This is a genomic window from Paenibacillus sp. RC334 (genome assembly GCF_030034735.1).
Classification (GTDB): domain Bacteria; phylum Bacillota; class Bacilli; order Paenibacillales; family Paenibacillaceae; genus Paenibacillus; species Paenibacillus terrae_A.
The window spans coordinates 2322860-2338333 of sequence record NZ_CP125370.1; the positions used below are offsets into that span (position 1 = coordinate 2322860).

18 protein-coding genes and 1 pseudogene are annotated in these 15474 nt (G+C 48.5%); 18 read left to right on the forward strand and 1 reads right to left on the reverse strand.

Annotated features, from left to right (window positions below):
* The first annotated feature begins 256 nt into the window (after window positions 1–256).
* From QMK20_RS10935 to QMK20_RS10945, 3 genes are all read left to right on the forward strand, one after another.
* The gene (locus QMK20_RS10935; RefSeq protein WP_200893535.1) at window positions 257–418 is read left to right on the forward strand and encodes an aspartyl-phosphate phosphatase Spo0E family protein; all 162 of its coding nucleotides are present in this window, start codon (window positions 257–259) and stop codon (window positions 416–418) included.
* Between the two features lie 43 nt (window positions 419–461).
* Window positions 462–656 (forward strand): hypothetical protein, encoded by a 195-nt coding sequence (locus QMK20_RS10940; RefSeq protein ID WP_044649082.1) that lies wholly within the window; start codon window positions 462–464, stop codon window positions 654–656.
* Window positions 657–788: 132 nt separating this feature from the next.
* Window positions 789–1163 carry a DnaJ family domain-containing protein gene (locus QMK20_RS10945; protein WP_283655715.1) on the forward strand — a complete coding sequence of 125 codons (375 nt, stop codon included), beginning with the start codon at window positions 789–791 and terminating at the stop codon, window positions 1161–1163.
* A gap of 9 nt (window positions 1164–1172) precedes the next feature.
* Here the strand turns inward: QMK20_RS10945 and gluQRS are convergent, their stop codons facing one another.
* A complete protein-coding gene (gluQRS, locus tag QMK20_RS10950; RefSeq protein WP_283655716.1) occupies window positions 1173–2168 on the reverse strand; it encodes a tRNA glutamyl-Q(34) synthetase GluQRS in 996 nt (331 codons plus the stop codon).
* Between the two features lie 342 nt (window positions 2169–2510).
* On the opposite strand from gluQRS, the gene hrpB reads away from it, so the two are divergent.
* The 15 genes and pseudogenes from hrpB to QMK20_RS11020 all read left to right on the forward strand — a co-directional run bounded on the left by hrpB (window position 2511) and on the right by QMK20_RS11020 (window position 15468).
* The gene (gene hrpB / locus QMK20_RS10955; protein ID WP_283655717.1) at window positions 2511–5045 is read left to right on the forward strand and encodes an ATP-dependent helicase HrpB; all 2535 of its coding nucleotides are present in this window, start codon (window positions 2511–2513) and stop codon (window positions 5043–5045) included.
* Between the two features lie 152 nt (window positions 5046–5197).
* Window positions 5198–5782: a general stress protein gene (locus QMK20_RS10960; RefSeq protein ID WP_283655718.1), complete on the forward strand. Its 585-nt coding sequence runs from the start codon at window positions 5198–5200 to the stop codon at window positions 5780–5782.
* A 189-nt stretch (window positions 5783–5971) separates the two neighbouring features.
* Window positions 5972–7144, forward strand: a complete 1173-nt coding sequence (locus QMK20_RS10965) for an acyltransferase (protein WP_283655719.1) — start codon at window positions 5972–5974, stop codon at window positions 7142–7144.
* Window positions 7145–7312: 168 nt separating this feature from the next.
* On the forward strand, window positions 7313–7951 hold the full coding sequence (locus QMK20_RS10970; RefSeq protein WP_283655720.1) for a CatB-related O-acetyltransferase: 639 nt from the start codon (window positions 7313–7315) through the stop codon (window positions 7949–7951).
* A gap of 249 nt (window positions 7952–8200) precedes the next feature.
* A complete protein-coding gene (locus QMK20_RS10975; protein ID WP_014281229.1) occupies window positions 8201–8563 on the forward strand; it encodes a replication termination protein in 363 nt (120 codons plus the stop codon).
* Window positions 8564–8582: 19 nt separating this feature from the next.
* Complete coding sequence (locus QMK20_RS10980) at window positions 8583–9596, forward strand: Gfo/Idh/MocA family protein (protein ID WP_283656249.1); 1014 nt, start codon at window positions 8583–8585, stop codon at window positions 9594–9596.
* A 234-nt stretch (window positions 9597–9830) separates the two neighbouring features.
* Window positions 9831–10394: a DNA glycosylase AlkZ-like family protein gene (locus tag QMK20_RS27355; protein WP_349362253.1), complete on the forward strand. Its 564-nt coding sequence runs from the start codon at window positions 9831–9833 to the stop codon at window positions 10392–10394.
* Window positions 10395–10405: 11 nt separating this feature from the next.
* Window positions 10406–11038 carry a DNA glycosylase AlkZ-like family protein gene (locus QMK20_RS27360; protein WP_349362254.1) on the forward strand — a complete coding sequence of 211 codons (633 nt, stop codon included), beginning with the start codon at window positions 10406–10408 and terminating at the stop codon, window positions 11036–11038.
* Between the two features lie 467 nt (window positions 11039–11505).
* On the forward strand, window positions 11506–11883 hold the full coding sequence (locus QMK20_RS10990; RefSeq protein WP_044645601.1) for a DivIVA domain-containing protein: 378 nt from the start codon (window positions 11506–11508) through the stop codon (window positions 11881–11883).
* 100 nt (window positions 11884–11983) lie between these two features.
* The gene (locus QMK20_RS10995; protein WP_283655721.1) at window positions 11984–12418 is read left to right on the forward strand and encodes an Rrf2 family transcriptional regulator; all 435 of its coding nucleotides are present in this window, start codon (window positions 11984–11986) and stop codon (window positions 12416–12418) included.
* A gap of 23 nt (window positions 12419–12441) precedes the next feature.
* Entirely contained in the window at window positions 12442–12945 is a 504-nt protein-coding gene (locus QMK20_RS11000) for a metallophosphoesterase family protein (RefSeq protein ID WP_283655722.1), read from the forward strand.
* Between the two features lie 29 nt (window positions 12946–12974).
* Window positions 12975–13301, forward strand: a complete 327-nt coding sequence (locus tag QMK20_RS11005; protein WP_283655723.1) for a (2Fe-2S) ferredoxin domain-containing protein — start codon at window positions 12975–12977, stop codon at window positions 13299–13301.
* Window positions 13302–13433: 132 nt separating this feature from the next.
* Window positions 13434–13618: pseudogene (locus QMK20_RS11010) on the forward strand (hypothetical protein); the annotation flags it as partial.
* Between the two features lie 105 nt (window positions 13619–13723).
* A complete protein-coding gene (locus QMK20_RS11015; RefSeq protein WP_283655724.1) occupies window positions 13724–14326 on the forward strand; it encodes a nitroreductase family protein in 603 nt (200 codons plus the stop codon).
* 218 nt (window positions 14327–14544) lie between these two features.
* Window positions 14545–15468 carry an NAD(P)/FAD-dependent oxidoreductase gene (locus QMK20_RS11020; RefSeq protein ID WP_283655725.1) on the forward strand — a complete coding sequence of 308 codons (924 nt, stop codon included), beginning with the start codon at window positions 14545–14547 and terminating at the stop codon, window positions 15466–15468.
* Window positions 15469–15474 lie beyond the last annotated feature (6 nt).

Consider the following 15474-nt stretch of genomic DNA (forward strand, 5'->3'; position numbering starts at 1 on the left):
ACTACCTCAGTATTCAGCCTAATGACCAACATGGAGGTTATTAAACGGAAAAATAACAAACAACACCCGCTAACCTTACGGCTGGCGGGTTTGTTTGTTGAGGGAGTTTCGTAACCTTTACAAAATGAACATAGATCCACATAAAGTGCCTCTGGAGTGTTCCAGAAGCACTTTTTTTGTTGAGCGTATGATTAAAAAATCCAAAAGTTGACGTTTTGCATTAGGATATGACACAGAAGGGGGAATCATGCTGATGATGAATCAAGGTGTGACTTTACTTCGTGTCGAGAGAGCCAGAAAAAGACTGTACCAAGTCCAGAAAAAATACGGATTTTTAACGCATCCCAAAGTGATTGAACAATCCAAGAAACTGGATGATCTTTTGAATCAATACCAAACGTGCAAATTAAAATCTTAACGAACTTATAATTAGAGTAAAACTTAACCTGGAGGTCATAAAGTTGAATAAACGCAATGCTGTAACCCCTTTTGGGTGGAAAATCAAACAAAAGCTGGTTGAGAAACAAATTGACCAGAAAACATTTTGTGAGACATATCATATACCACCTAGCCGATTGTCCAATCTCATTCACGGAACACGTAGGGCCAAGAAACATAGAACACAAGTATCCCAATTGCTTGGAATAGAAGAGTAATCCCTCCCCTCTTTCCCCTTTTCCCCATGAATGCAGGACATCTTCTGGAGATTTATGCTACAGTGACGAAAGACCCCATTTTTATGATCCAATATGGTTGTACATATGTTTATACAGGAGTTGAGTTGACCTATGGGAATGTTCTCCAGAATGGCCGAGCAAAAAATTGCCGAAGCGATGGCGAAAGGCGAGTTTGATAATCTGGCAGGAGCAGGCAAGCCGCTGGTTATTGAGGATTTATCACATGTGCCGGAGGAGCTGCGTATGTCCTACAAGCTATTAAAAAATGCAGGCATTTTACCGGAGGAGCTTCAATTACAGAAGGAGTGCGTCCAGCTACGCGATTTGCTCCATGCTTGTCGTGAGGCGGGAGAGCAACAGCGCATTAGTCGCAAGCTGACTGAAAAATCGCTTCGTCTTCGTATGCTGCTGGAGGAAAGAGGGCTGAATACTTCGCCTGTATTTTATGAATATGAGCCGGCTGTGCGTAAGCGGTTGGAGGAATAGAGGCGGTGATTAACGTTGAAGTGCAGATAGTTTCTTGAGGAATTGCTTCGTAAGAATAACTGGCTCCTTGGGCAGCTTGTCCAGGCGGAAGCCGTTTATCAAATCAGCCGCCTTCACAGGCTCTGGGGAATCCAGCAGTCCGGAAAAATAGACGAGCCAGCCAATTACAGTTTCCGCTGTTATCCCCTGTCGACGCATTGCCCGGAGTGCCACTCCGCCGTGCCGTTTGGCCAACCGCCTTCCGTCTGCTCCCAAGACGAGAGGAACGTGTGCGAAACGTGGCGGCTGCAAGCCCAGAGCTTTATATAGCAATAGCTGGCGGGGAGTGGAATCCAGAAGATCATACCCTCGCAGCACGTCGGTAATGTGCATATCAGCATCATCAACAATGACGGCAAGCTGATAAGAAAACATCCCATCTGCCCGTTTGACGATAAAATCGCCCCCCTCCGCAGCGCCGAAGGCAACATGGCCTGCTACCTGATCATAAAACGGAATAACGCAGTCAGGGTTTTGCGGCACTTTAAAGCGAAGTGAAGGAGTTTTGTGCTGTGCCTTGGATACGGCTTCTTGACGGCTAAGGTTGCGGCACACCCCCGAATAAGCTGGTCCTTCACCAGACAGTCCGTGTGGAGCACGGGCAGCGGCCAAAATGTCTGCCCGGCTGCAAAAACAGGGATACAGCAAATCCTGCCCATGTAGTTTGTCCAGCGCGGATTGGTAGCGTTCCAACCGTTGACTTTGGGTGTAGGAACCATAGGGACCACCTACATCTGGTCCTTCATCCCATTCCAGCCCGATCCAGCGCAAATCTTTCATAATCTCTTGAGCCAACTGGCCGCGAGCCCGGGTCATATCAATGTCCTCCATACGCAAAACATAGGTTCCGCCCATGGAACGAACATGAAGCCATGATAATAATGCGGTGCGGGCGTTTCCTAGGTGTATCCATCCCGATGGTGTTGGGGCAAACCGCCCTCTGATGGGTTTGGCCTGTAGTTCCATACGAAAGTTACCTCGTTTCTATATCCCTTTTTCTGCGAAACCATATTATTCATATTATAAAACGATAATGTCGCGAGTGCATCCCGGCATGTACAGAAGCGGACACGGATTCATTTGCCCTACCAGTGGCGGTCGGACGGAAAAGTAAAATATCTGTATAATAGATTCAGAATAAAGCATTGCAGGGCAGGAAGAAGCCTCTATGAGGCAAACTCAAGGTTCGTCATTCAAACCATAATAATTACAGGTAGTGAAAAATTCACAATAACAAAAGCAAATTCGTTGTTCATATAGAAACAACACTTAGATTCTACGCATCCGCGTATCATTGGAGAGATTTCATTGACAGATACAGATAAACAACTGCCCATCATTCAAATTATTCCCGAGCTTAAAAATGCGCTGCAATCCCATTCGGCTGCCGTATTGATTGCACAGCCGGGCGCGGGCAAGACGACAGTTACGCCGCTGGAACTGCTGCACGAGCCGTGGCTGGCGGGGCAAAAAATATTGATGCTGGAGCCAAGGCGCTTGGCGGCACGTGCAGCGGCGGCGCAAATGGCGAAAGCGCTGGGAGAACAAACCGGGCAGACGGTGGGCTACCGGGTTCGCATGGATACAAAAGTAGGGCCGAATACGCGGATTGAAGTGGTTACGGAGGGCGTGCTGATCCGGATGCTGCAAAATGATCAGGCGTTGGAGGGGATCGGCCTGATCATTTTTGATGAGTTTCATGAACGTAGCCTGCATGCAGATTTGGGCTTGGCGCTTGCGCTGCAAAGTCAGGCACTGTTGCGGCCTGATTTAAAAATATTGATCATGTCCGCGACACTGGAGGCTGAGCCTGTATGCCGTCTATTGGGGGACGCTCCATTGCTGGAATGTCCCGGCACGGTATTTCCGGTAGAGACGTTTCATTTGTCCAAGCCTTCATCGACCCCATTAGAGTCCTTTACGGCAGAGACGGTAGACAAGGCCCTTCATGCTCATGAAGGCGATCTGCTGGTATTTCTCCCGGGGGCCAGAGAAATTCATAGAACAGAACGTGAGCTGGCGTCAAGGAATTTGCCTGCACACGTCAAGGTTATTCCGCTGTACGGCAGTATGAAGCTGGAGCAGCAGGATGAGGCGATACGACCGTCGGCTTTGGGTAGCCGTAAGGTCGTATTGGCAACCTCTATTGCCGAGTCCAGCTTGACGATAGCCGGGATTACGGTAGTGATAGATAGCGGCTTGTCGCGGGAATCCGTATTTTCCGCGCGAACCGGCATGAGCCGTTTGACCACCGTTAAGGTGTCCAAGGCTTCCGCCGATCAGCGGCGCGGTCGGGCGGGCCGCCTTCAGCCGGGCGTGTGCTACCGGCTGTGGAGCGCGCAGGAACACGCCGCGCTCCCCGATGCCAGCCGCCCGGAAATCGCGGCGGCAGATCTGGCCACGCTCGCGCTGGAGCTGGCCGCCTGGGGCGTCCGTGAGCCAGCCGAGCTGGGCTGGCTGGATGCCCCGCCTGAGGCGGCGTACCGCCAGGCCACGGGCCTGCTGCGACAGCTCGGCTGCCTGGATGCCACAGCCGATGGCAGGGCAGGCGGCATTACCGCGCACGGGCGCGAGGTGTCTGCCCTGGGCGCGCATCCGCGCCTCGGGCACATGCTGCTGCGCGCGACCGCCCTCGGCCTGGCGCCGACCGCCAGCCGCCTCGCTGCGCTGCTGCAAGAGCGGGATCCGTTCCGCGCTCATGGCGGAACGGATTTGCGCCCGCGGCTGGACGCCCTGCGCGAGGCGGCTCACGCCCGCAGCACGCACAGCCTGTTGCGGGCGGCAGACGATACGGTGATTCGCCGTATCGTGCAGGAGAGTCGGCAGCTACTTGCTACGCTGCCGAAAGCAGCCGCAGGGCAGGACGAGCCTGACGGCTCCGGGGCCTGCGGGCTGCTACTGGCCTTTGCGTATCCGGACCGGATCGCGCAGGGCCGGGGGGATGGCCGCTTTCTGCTTAGCGGCGGCCGGGGTGCGCGACTCCGACAAGTGGAGTGGATGTCGCGTTCGTCCTATCTCGTCGCCGCCGAAGTGGACGACGAGGGAGCGGACGGTGCCATTCAGCTGGCGGCACCGATTGAACTGCAAGAGCTGATCGAGCATTGCAGCGAATTGCTGCTGGAGAAAGCGAACGTATACTGGGACAACTCAGCGTCAGCAGTAAGAGCCCGTAAGGTATTACAATTGGGCTCGCTCGTTTTAAAGGAAACGTCCTATGAGCGTCCTCCGACAGAGGAAATCGCTGCTGCCTTGATGCAGGGTGTCTGTGAACGCGGTCTAAAGCTGCTGTCCTGGAATCGGCAAACCCTCCAGTTGCAGGCGCGTTTGATTTTTATGCACTTCTCGGCACCCGAGGATTGGCCAGACAGCACCGAGCCAGCGTTACTGGATTCACTGGACTCGTGGCTGCTGCCTTTTGCCCTTGGAGCCAAAAATGTATCCGATCTGCAACGGCTGGACGGTGCTGCATTGCTGTTGGGCAGACTGGATTGGGAACAACGACAGCAGCTTGAGCAGGAAGCGCCGACGCATATCCGTGTGCCCAGCGGTTCCCGTATTCCTGTCGATTATACGAATCCCGAGGCGCCTGCGCTGGCGGTGCGGTTACAAGAGTTGTTTGGTATGCGTGATACGCCGCGTATTGGACGCGGACGCGTGCCAATCGTGCTGCATCTGCTGTCACCTGCACAGCGACCTGTGCAAGTGACCTCCGACTTGTCCAGCTTCTGGAGCGAGGCTTATTTTGAGGTCAAAAAGGATCTAAAGGGCAGATATCCCAAGCATTATTGGCCGGATGATCCACTGGAAGCTGTGGCGACCAACAGAACGAAGCCCAAGCGTTGAACAGCAGCTTTTTTATGCGAATTTTTGGTTTGAAATGAAGCTCTGTTTTCGTTCATCGGCTTTTTGAATTTTCGTAAAATCGTTTAAACGTCAGAACAGCGGGGTAATGAAGGACGAACCACTCAACACCAAAATATTGGGAGGTAACTACCATGGCTAATAACTTAAACGATTATAACGAAAAGAAAATTGTCGGTGTTTTTGATACAGAGCAGGAAGCATCTCATGCGATTGGACAATTGCAAAGCAGAGGCATTCCAAGCAGTGAAATTTCTGTTATCACACGTGACCGTGACGAGCTGAGGACGATTAGTGAAGAGACAGGCACCAAAGCACCGGAGGGTGTAGCGACAGGCGCGGCTACAGGCGGTGTTGTAGGCGGGGTCGCTGGCTTGCTGGCAGGCATCGGGGCCTTGGCTATTCCGGGCATCGGACCTATTGTCGCTGCTGGACCTATCGCGGCTACCCTTACCGGAGCGGCTGTCGGAGCGGGAGCAGGTGGCTTGGTCGGTGGACTGGTCGGGCTGGGCATCCCTGAAGATGATGCGCGTCAATACGAGACCTACGTCGATCAGGGCAAGATTTTAGTGCTGGTGGACTCCGCTGATCATCGCAGGGATGTGTATGATATTTTCCGCACCAACCGTTCTCTGAATGCGGATCGTTACAGAACGTATGATGCTACGGTAGCGGATACCCGGACAGATGCGTACACAGATACCAGAAGAAACCTGTAACTTTATAGCTTACGCTTAAAGCAGCAGTCTCCCCGAAAGGGAAGGCTGCTGCTTTTCCATATGTATGCTCGTTGATAAACCGGAGATAAGTGAAGCTTGCTTGCATTGGCACGTTTATCCTTCTATGTATTTTTACAGAATTGTCGTTATAATAGACTTATATATTGCTAGATGTAACAGGAGAGTGACATGAGTCAAAAAGAGAGAATTTCCGAAGTCGCTTTGCTAAGAGGGCTGGCCTTTGCCGCCGTTGTTCTTCAGCATTCTGTCGCACATTATGCGGTTGCACAGGGGGCGCGCATCCAGGACGGAGTTTTGATGACACTTTTACTGCTGTGTTCCAAATTTGCGGTTCCCGTGTTTGTGTTTATCACCGGGATGGTGCTATTTTACAATTATGATGGAGCTTTAAAGTACGGAACGTTTTTACGTAAAAGGTTCATGGACATCATCGTGCCTTATATCATATGGTCTCTTTTATACGAATTGGGAAATCAGCTTGTCCAAAGTGGAGGGCAGCTTCACCCGCTAGATTTTTTCCAGAAGCTTTTGAATGGGAAAAGCAGCTATCATCTGTGGTATATCGTGATGATTATCCAGTGTTATGTGCTATTTCCAGTGTTTCGTTATGCCGTCCGCCGTTTGTCAGCGGTATTGCCGTCAACATGGCGACCCGCTGCATTGGCTGGAGTCGGCGTGCTGTACATCATGCTCATGTTTGCGGTGGGTCCGATGTACCGGTTGATGGATGGGCTCCAGCTTCCGGTGGTTACTTCCTGGTTCACCATCTATGCTGACCGTAATGTGATTTACTTTTTCTTTTATTTTGTGCTAGGCGCGGCAGCCGGGATGAATGTCCGGCGCTGGAATGCTTGGGTAACCAAGGCTCAAATCATATACTGGCCGTTGTTTATTGTAATTACAGGCTACTTGCTGTATGAGATGATCGGTCTGTTTCAGACGCCGAGAGGCACGGTTCTTTCCTTTAACTACTTGTCTCTGCTGCGTCCGGTCATGGCTGTATATTGTGTCACGTCTATTTTTGTTGCTTACCGTGTGGCGACGTGGATCGCTCATAAGGGCGGGCGTGTGGCGGGGTTGCTGACTGCCATCGGGAAGTTGTCCTATGGAGCGTATCTGATGCACGCCTTTATGCTGCGTGTCACGTACTCTTTTGACGAGGCGTTGTTTGCAGACTGGAGCCTGATTCTTCGCACGCTGGCTTCGTTCGTCCTTTGTATGGTCTTTTCCGTTGCAGGCACGTGGCTGTTGGCACGTCTGCCTCTGGGAAAATGGATTGTGGGGCTTCGGATTCGTCCACGCCCGGCTGGAGGTCCGTCAGCCTTGCATAAGCAAGCCTGATTTGGTAAACCCAATCACATATTTTCACAAAAGGTATCCCGAAGCCCATGTAACAAGGCCGAGGGATATCTTTTATTTTCTCCATTTGTTTAATGGTATGCATACTGTTAGACTTGGACATGCCTTTTCATTTAAGGTGAATCTATAACATTATAGGGGTGTTGCTACATGAGTGGTCCAGATCCAGGAAGCGTTTTCCCGATGAAAAATATTAGAAGTCTGTGTTTTTTGAAAAATGTAGTGGTTAATCCACATATCGAAATCGGGGATTATACCTATTATGACGACCAACATAATCCTCTGGATTTTGAAAAAAACGTCCTTTACCATTTTGATTTTATAGGGGATAAATTAAAAATCGGTAAGTTTTGCGCAATTGCAACCCGGGCCAAATTTATTATGAATGGTGCAAATCACAATACAAATGCATTTACCACTTTTCCTTTTGGAGCGTTTGGTGGAGAGTGGGCAGTTGGTTTACCCAATTTAAGTGGAGGTTTCAAAGGGGATACCGTGGTTGGGAACGATGTTTGGATAGGCTACAATGCTACCATTATGCCTGGAGTCCATATAGGAAATGGAGCGATCATCGCATCCAATGCCGTGGTGACTAAAGATGTCTTGCCTTATTCTATTGTAGGTGGAAATCCGGCAAAATTAATTCGTTATCGGTTTGACGAGGAAACGATTGAACTACTCAATACACTAGAATGGTGGAACTGGGATATCCAAAAAATAACAGAATGTATTCCTGTTTTGACAAGTAACGATACGGATGCCTTAAAGAAATTAAGTAAGTCTTCATAATCTGTAACTCTATTTTTTTAGTCTTTATTATATTATTTCAATATATGAAAAATTCATAATAGAAAAAGACAGAATCACAGACCGCCACTTCGCCGACTATCTCACAACGCTTCATTTTATATCTCCCGCCAACTTCAAACAGGTCACAAGGAAGAGCTTGAAAATCCCCCTATCATTAGTGTATAGGCGCTGAGTGGTTTATAATGGAAGGTAAGATATAAGAGAATGGTGTGAAGAGGAGGCCGTGAAATGGCGTTTATGATATCCCAGCGGGCTTTTATCAAAATTTATCTGATCACAATGGTGGAGAAGCATCGCGGTTATGGATATCAGATGCTCGAATCGATGAAGGATGAGTTTAGTGGCTTTGGATATGTTCCGCCTCAGAGTGAGGTCTATCGGGCGCTGCACGAGCTGGTGCAGGAGGGCGTTTTTTACCGTACCAAACGGTTAAAAGGAACAGATCCCCGCGTAGATTTTCAGGAAATTGTACTTTATCATTTTACAGATGATGGGGAGGAGAAAGCGCGACTGTACAAGAAGCAGGTCAAAACCGATTTGGACCGTTGCTTAGGTATGCTGCACAAAGCGGAACAAGACAACTATTCCTGACCACGAAAGGATGAGAATGATGGGTAGAAAGCTGAAATGGGGAATTTTAGGCACTGCGGAGATTGCCAAAATTGCTGTAATTCCGGCAATTCAGCAATCCGAACGCGGAGAAGTACTTGGGATTGCTAGTCGCAATGCGGATAAAGCCGCTGAGGCCGCCCAGGAGTTCGATATTCCGAAAAGCTATGGAAGCTACGAGGAATTGTTGGTTGATCCTGAAATCGGGGCGGTGTACATCCCGTTGCCGAACCATCTGCATGAAGAGTGGACGATCCGGGCCGCGGAAGCGGGGAAGCACGTTTTGTGCGAAAAACCATCCTCTCTTAGCTCAGCCGGGACAAGCCGCATGATTGAAGCCTGTAAAAGTGCAGGAGTCATTTTTGCAGAAGCTTTTATGTATCGCTATCATCCGAAGCATCGAAGAATTAAGGAAATTATCAATAGCGGGGAAATTGGCGACATTCGCGGCATGCATTGCACATTTACGTTTAACAATGCCGATCAGGCAGATAATGTACGCTTCAATAAAAGCATGGGCGGTGGATCGTTGTACGATGCAGGCGTATATCCGATTTCGGCGGCCCGTATGTATTTGGATCGGGAGCCGGAGGCGGTGACAGTACATGCTTTATTTTCACCAGAGCATGACAATGTGGATATGATGGCATCCGGCCTGCTGGAATTTCCGGGCGGGGTGAACCTTACCTTCGATTGTGGCATGTGGGCAGCAAACCGTTCCAATATGGAGGTTCTGGGTAGCAAAGGGACGATTGCGATGCCTAAAATGTTCGGCTGGGAAAGATCATCTGTCGTCCCGCAAATTTTCGTCCATGTCGGTTCGGTTACACGCGAGGAAAGACTTAAAGGTTACAATTCCTTTGAGCTACAAGCGGATGCTTTTGCCAAAGCGGTGCTTGACGGTGTTCCGTTGCCGTATGAACCCGAAGACGCGGTAAGCAATATGAAGGTGATCGACGCTTGTATCGAGTCGTCCCGCAGCCGGAAACGGGTAGAGATCGGATATACCGGATAAACAGTCCTCAGAAAGCGTAAAAAAGCAGCCTGTCACAGGGACAAGCTGCTTTTTTAGATGAACGAATACATACGCTACAGGTAAGTGTAAATTATTAAACAAATTACATATGTTAAACGTAATCTTTGACATAACATTTGGCGGCTGTGGCAGGCTAATTGGACGTACTGTATTCTAGGACCGCCGTCGCGACTCGATCAGTATGAGAGACAAGAAGAGAAGGAAGGAAAGGTCATGGAGGAGATTCAAGTATCCCAGGAAGAGATGCGAGCGTATCTGCTCGCCTATCAAGGATTGACGTCACTGAAGCCCCTGGCGGACGAAGTGGTTATTGTCGATTTTATCAAAAAAGTAGGGTGTATCCAATATGATCCTCTTAACATGGTCGGCCGTAATCCGGATCTTATGCTGCAATCCCGATTTAGCAATTACGATCCTGTGATACTGGAACATCTGTTGTACGGCAAACAAAAATTGATTGATGGCTGGGATAAAATGATGTCGATCTATTCGGTAGAAGACTGGCCATTTTTCCAAAGACTCAGGGCTAGTAAGGTGAGAGAGATGGAAGGAATATTGGCATATCGACAGTCGCTGGAAGCTATTCAATATGTGGACGAGGTCAAAATGTTTATAGAGAGTCACGGTCCCGCCTCACCTCTGAAGTTGGATTTAGGAAATGCGAAGAATGGACGATGGGGGCATGGCAAACTGTCCAGCGCAGCGATGGATTACATGTGGAACGCAGGAACTTTATCGGTTAAAGAGAAAAAAACACCCAGAAAATATACGATTTAACCGAGAAGCTTTTGCCCAAAGAAATTCTGGACCAAATAGATCCGTTCGAGAATGATCATGATTTTTATAAATGGTATTTCAAGAGAAGGATTGGAGGTATTGGAGCCTATTGGGATCGGAACGGAGGAGGCTGGCTGGGCCATTTCGTCTCGGATAAGCCTTTGAGAACTAAAATTTTACACGAATTGTTTGAAGAGGGTGAACTGAGCAAGGTCAAGGTGGCAGGTATAAAGGAAACTTTTTATATGAAAACTGAGGATGTTACATTTTACAACCATATGAAATCGGATTTTAACAAGACGGTCCATTTCCTTGCTCCGCTCGACAATCTGTTATGGGATCGGAAATTAATCAAAGATCTCTTTCATTTCGAATATAGCTGGGAAGTATACAGGCCAGTCTCCATGCGAAAATACGGGTACTATGTTCTTCCTGTTCTTTATGGAAATCAACTTGTCGCCCGATTTGAACCGGATATGCATCGGGGGACCGAGCCATTGCGGATCAAGAATTGGTGGTGGGAGGAAGGGTATGAGGTAACGGACGCGGTGGTAGAATCGGTAAGAGAAGCCTTGCAGGCGTTCTGTTCTTATTTAAAGGCGGACGGGTTATCCCAGGATTCCAGCCTCAAGATTATCCAATAACTGGGTTATATGCCCTACCAGTTCTTCCGTACAGAAAGCAATGTCTTGAAGCTCTCTTTGGTGCAGGACTAGAGACACGTTGGAGTAATGTTAAGAAAATCTTATCATTGCCGTACCCTCTGAGCGGGTGCGGGCGTTTCTGTTGGGCGACATTATTCGAGGAAATGCTTGAAAGGGAGTGCTCTATAGTTGATTCCACCTTCTATCGAGTACTCTGCATCGCTCATGTTTTGGTCTAGGGACTTTGTAAAAACTAGATAATGACACAGTGAATTGAGAATGGAAAAATAATATCAAATTCACTTGAGGTGTTCTAAGTATAGGCTGAAGGTTGGATTTAGTGGCGCATTAATCGCTTCTTTATACTTTTCTATACCCGCTCACAGGACTGGGCAATCAGCAGAGACTTTTATTCCCAGCCTAGAATGTGATATAAAAAGAATAGTGTGTTAAGGAGGGAATAACCGATGGATGAACATATGAAGCGTCGTCTGGAAAAGCAAAAGCAGTTGTTTAAGCAACTGGGGATTCAGCTGGACGCGCTCTCCATTCATGAAAAACAGTTTAAAAATAAAATGCGTGGCTATGATCCTGATGAGGTGGACGCCTTTCTGGATGAAGTGATAAAGGATTATGAACGCTTCTATGCGAACATAGCCGATCTGATGGACAAGTGGCAGGAGCAGCAGGCAACCATACGTGATTTGAAAAACGCACCCAAGCCTGCCGCCGATTATAACGCACTTGACCGACGCCAACTGGAGGACATCGTTAAGCAACTGGAGTATAGCGTCCGCCAGCTAAAGGTGCGAGTACGCCCTGAAAATGACTATTTTCCGGAGTAAGGCGCAGTAAGCGCTGTGTCGGTGCCTCTCATTGTGGTATGATGGGACTATGCATGTGTACACAAACATTTAATGAGGCACACATATAAAGGTGGTTAACATGAGTACCCATTTTTCCGTTAGTATCCATTGTCTGCTTCTTCTGGCTGAAGGAGCGCCGGAGCGGATGACTTCGACACTTGTCGCTTCCAGTATCAATACGAATCCGGTGGTTGTGAGAAGAATCATGAGCCGACTCAAGCAAGCCGGTCTGGTTGATTCCTCACCAGGAGCACGCGGCTTTCGTCTGAGCATGTCCAGTTCCAATATTAATCTTAAAATGATATATGAAGCGACCAAAGACGACGGCCCGCTGTTCGCTATCCATGGTGACAGCAATCATAATTGCGAGGTAGGCAAGAACATCGACGCTTTGCTGGACGGATTATATACCTTGGCAGAGCAGAAAATACAAGCGTTTTTCGAGACAGTAACGCTGCGGGATCTGGAGCAGGCGCTTCAGCAGCGGGTTGGGCAGCAGAGTTCATCCGTGTAAAGACGCCGGTAAGGAGAATTGCAATGAAAATCATCGTACTTTCAGATACTCATATGCCGCACCGAGGCAAAGCGCTTCCTGGTCGGCTTGTACAGGAGCTCAAAGGCAGCGACCTCATTCTCCATGCCGGAGACTGGACGGACTGGTTCGTATTTGAAAGGCTGTCCGAATTTGCACCTGTGCAAGGGATTGCCGGAAACAATGATGGAGTAGACATCGTAGAGCGTCTGGGCTATCAAAGAATCGTTGAAGTCGAGGGTAAACGGATCGGTATGGTTCACGGTCACGGCTGGCGCGGCTCGACAGAGAATATCGCGTTGAATACGTTTAAGGGAGAAACACTGGATTGCCTGATTTACGGACATTCGCATATTCCGGTTGTCAAAAAGTTGGACGGCCTGCTTGTCCTCAATCCCGGATCTCCGACAGACAAGCGCGGCGAGGACGAATATTCATTTATCGTGCTGACGATTGAAGCCGGGCAGATGGAAGCACAGCTTGTACTTTATCCAGATAAGCATGAATAAACCAACAACCGTTGATTAAAGGGGAAGCTATGGCTATTTTTGAATTGGAACCGATGAAGCATCATGTGTTGATCTGTAATGGAGGCACGTGTATGCGGCATGAAGGTGAAGAAGTTACACAAGCAATTCGGGATGAAATCCGTGAACAAAACGCAGAAGCTTATATTCATACGACCAGAACTCGTTGTAATGGCCGTTGTCACGATGCTGCGGTTGTTATCGTATACCCTCAAGGGGACTGGTATGGTCAGATGACGCCTGCTGCGGGCACAGAACTGGTGCAGAAGCTTGTTGCAGGAGAGAAGCTGAAACCACATCTTTTTCATGAGTGTACAGGGGAATCCAGTTCACAATAATTCAACAATAAACTATAAACAAGAACGTGAGTAGAGAAAATCTTTGCGGAGATTTTCTTTTTTTGCGTTTAATCCCTGACCTGAAAGGTAAAAGTATACTGTGGACACCAATCCGATAGGGAGGGAAGCGAAAATCGGGATCACCCTGAGCAGTATCCGAAGGAGCAGGAGAGCTTGTTCGACCGATTTGAAAGTGAACAGACGGTAGAGGCCATTCCCGTAGAGGATTTAAGATGGAACGTCAGGAGGAAAAAGATAAGGATGTCACCAAGCATACCTCTTCCAGTGAGAAAAAATACAATGCTGGCCCATCATGAATCAAGGAACTGGTAATATTTAAAAAGAAATCTCTTGACTTTAAGACAAATACAATATATATTTAGTTACGAAAAGTAATTAATTTTTCTCAGGAGGTAACAAAAATGGCTAAAGATTTCTTCGCAGCTCTGAAAGAAAGACGCTCCTATTACGGTATTAGCAAAGAACAAGTAATTTCCGACCAACGGATTCAAGAGATTGTAGAGGAAGCTGTTAAATATACACCTACCTCTTTCAACTCCCAAACTTCACGTGCAGTTGTACTGCTCGGAGAGCATCACGACAAATTGTGGAATATTACAGAAAATATTTTGCGCGAAGTTGTAGGCAATGAAGAGCAATTTAAATCTACTGCTGAGAAAATGAACGGCTTCCGTAGCGGCTATGGCACTGTATTGTTCTTTGAAGACAACAATGTAGTGGCTGGTTTGCAACAACAATTTGAAGCTTATGCGGACAACTTCCCAATCTGGTCTAACCAATCCAGCGGTATGCTGCAATTGGTGGTATGGACAGCTCTGGAGCAAGAAGGACTGGGCGCATCCCTTCAGCATTACAATCCTTTGATCGACGAAAAAGTGAAAAATGAATGGAACATTCCTGAGCATTGGAAACTGATTGCTGAATTGCCATTCGGTAAACCGACATTCCAACCAGGTGAAAAAGAATTCCAACCTGTTGAAGAACGCGTAAAAACGTTTAAATAAGCCAGACAATGCAACGACGATTCATGCTCGCCTGATCAAAGCACTGTGGATACCCACAGTGCTTTTTGACATTCCATTTTTAAGGAGTGAGCTTCTGGATATGTACTTTTTTGTGAACGGGATGATTCAGGGGTTAATTCAGGCGGAAGCGGGTGATGCTACGTTTAAATTTGTATGAGAGGGTTACATAGGTGTTATTGATGAGGGAGGAAAAATATATGCCATACGATTGCATTATTGTTGGCGGAGGGATTGCCGGGCTGCAAGCAGCCATTCAATTGGGAAGATATAGCAGCCATCGGGTTCTGGTGATAGATTCGGGCTATGGTCGTTCCACGTTGTGCCATCAGTATCATAATATTTTGGGCTTTCCTGATGGGATTTCAGGTGAGGAGCTGCGACGGCTTGGACGTAATAAGGCCACGAAGCTAGGCACTGAATTTGTTGAAGGTAAGGCGGTGAAAGCTGCCAAGAGAGATGAGCTTTTTGCCATTCAAGTGGAAGAGGGAACGGTGTATTCCTCAAAGACGCTGCTGCTGGCAACGGGGCTGACCGATCGCTTTCCAAAGCTGGAGGGGCTTCTGGCCTGCTTGGGCAATAGCGTGTATGTCTGCCCGGACTGTGACGGATACGAGGTTCAGGATCGCAGTACGGTCGTGATGGGGGCGGGAAAAGCCGGAGCTTCCATGGCTCTGATTTTATCGGCGCGTACCGACCACCTGGTTTATGTAAACCATGAGCGTTCAGAGGTGCCGGACGAGCTGATGATGAAGCTGCGCGAGAAAGGAATAGGATACAAGGAGGAAGCCATTTCCAGGATCATGATCGGGGAACCGGGACATTTTGAAGGAGTTCGGCTGGCTAATGGAGAGGTTGTTCGGGCGGAGCGGGGCTTTTTGGCCTTTGGAGGCAACCAAGTCCATTCAGAGCTGGCCGAGCAGTTGGGCGTGCACTTGCTGGATAACAAGCATATTGAGACTCACCCCCGCAGCAAAATGACCAATGTAGAGAATGTATGGGTAGCCGGAGATTTGGGGGCCCATGCCGAGCAAGCGACTGTCGCGATGGGAGAAGGAGCGATGTCAGCGATCTGGATACACAAAGTATTATCTGGTATGAAAACAAAAGTACCGCAGCTCTAGGAACTG

What these genes read in the sequence shown, in the direction of transcription:
- QMK20_RS11020 (WP_283655725.1), top strand. Translation starts at nt 14,545, where the DNA reads ATGCCATACGATTGCATTATTGTTGGCGGAGGGATTGCCGGGCTGCAA.
- QMK20_RS10980 (WP_283656249.1), top strand. Translation starts at nt 8,583, where the DNA reads ATGGGTAGAAAGCTGAAATGGGGAATTTTAGGCACTGCGGAGATTGCC.
- gluQRS (WP_283655716.1), bottom strand. Translation starts at nt 2,168, where the DNA reads ATGGAACTACAGGCCAAACCCATCAGAGGGCGGTTTGCCCCAACACCA.
- QMK20_RS11000 (WP_283655722.1), top strand. Translation starts at nt 12,442, where the DNA reads ATGAAAATCATCGTACTTTCAGATACTCATATGCCGCACCGAGGCAAA.
- QMK20_RS10945 (WP_283655715.1), top strand. Translation starts at nt 789, where the DNA reads ATGGGAATGTTCTCCAGAATGGCCGAGCAAAAAATTGCCGAAGCGATG.
- QMK20_RS10935 (WP_200893535.1), top strand. Translation starts at nt 257, where the DNA reads ATGAATCAAGGTGTGACTTTACTTCGTGTCGAGAGAGCCAGAAAAAGA.
- QMK20_RS11015 (WP_283655724.1), top strand. Translation starts at nt 13,724, where the DNA reads ATGGCTAAAGATTTCTTCGCAGCTCTGAAAGAAAGACGCTCCTATTAC.
- QMK20_RS27355 (WP_349362253.1), top strand. Translation starts at nt 9,831, where the DNA reads ATGGAGGAGATTCAAGTATCCCAGGAAGAGATGCGAGCGTATCTGCTC.
- QMK20_RS10975 (WP_014281229.1), top strand. Translation starts at nt 8,201, where the DNA reads ATGGCGTTTATGATATCCCAGCGGGCTTTTATCAAAATTTATCTGATC.
- QMK20_RS10965 (WP_283655719.1), top strand. Translation starts at nt 5,972, where the DNA reads ATGAGTCAAAAAGAGAGAATTTCCGAAGTCGCTTTGCTAAGAGGGCTG.
- QMK20_RS10990 (WP_044645601.1), top strand. Translation starts at nt 11,506, where the DNA reads ATGGATGAACATATGAAGCGTCGTCTGGAAAAGCAAAAGCAGTTGTTT.
- QMK20_RS10970 (WP_283655720.1), top strand. Translation starts at nt 7,313, where the DNA reads ATGAGTGGTCCAGATCCAGGAAGCGTTTTCCCGATGAAAAATATTAGA.
- QMK20_RS10960 (WP_283655718.1), top strand. Translation starts at nt 5,198, where the DNA reads ATGGCTAATAACTTAAACGATTATAACGAAAAGAAAATTGTCGGTGTT.
- QMK20_RS11005 (WP_283655723.1), top strand. Translation starts at nt 12,975, where the DNA reads ATGGCTATTTTTGAATTGGAACCGATGAAGCATCATGTGTTGATCTGT.
- QMK20_RS10995 (WP_283655721.1), top strand. Translation starts at nt 11,984, where the DNA reads ATGAGTACCCATTTTTCCGTTAGTATCCATTGTCTGCTTCTTCTGGCT.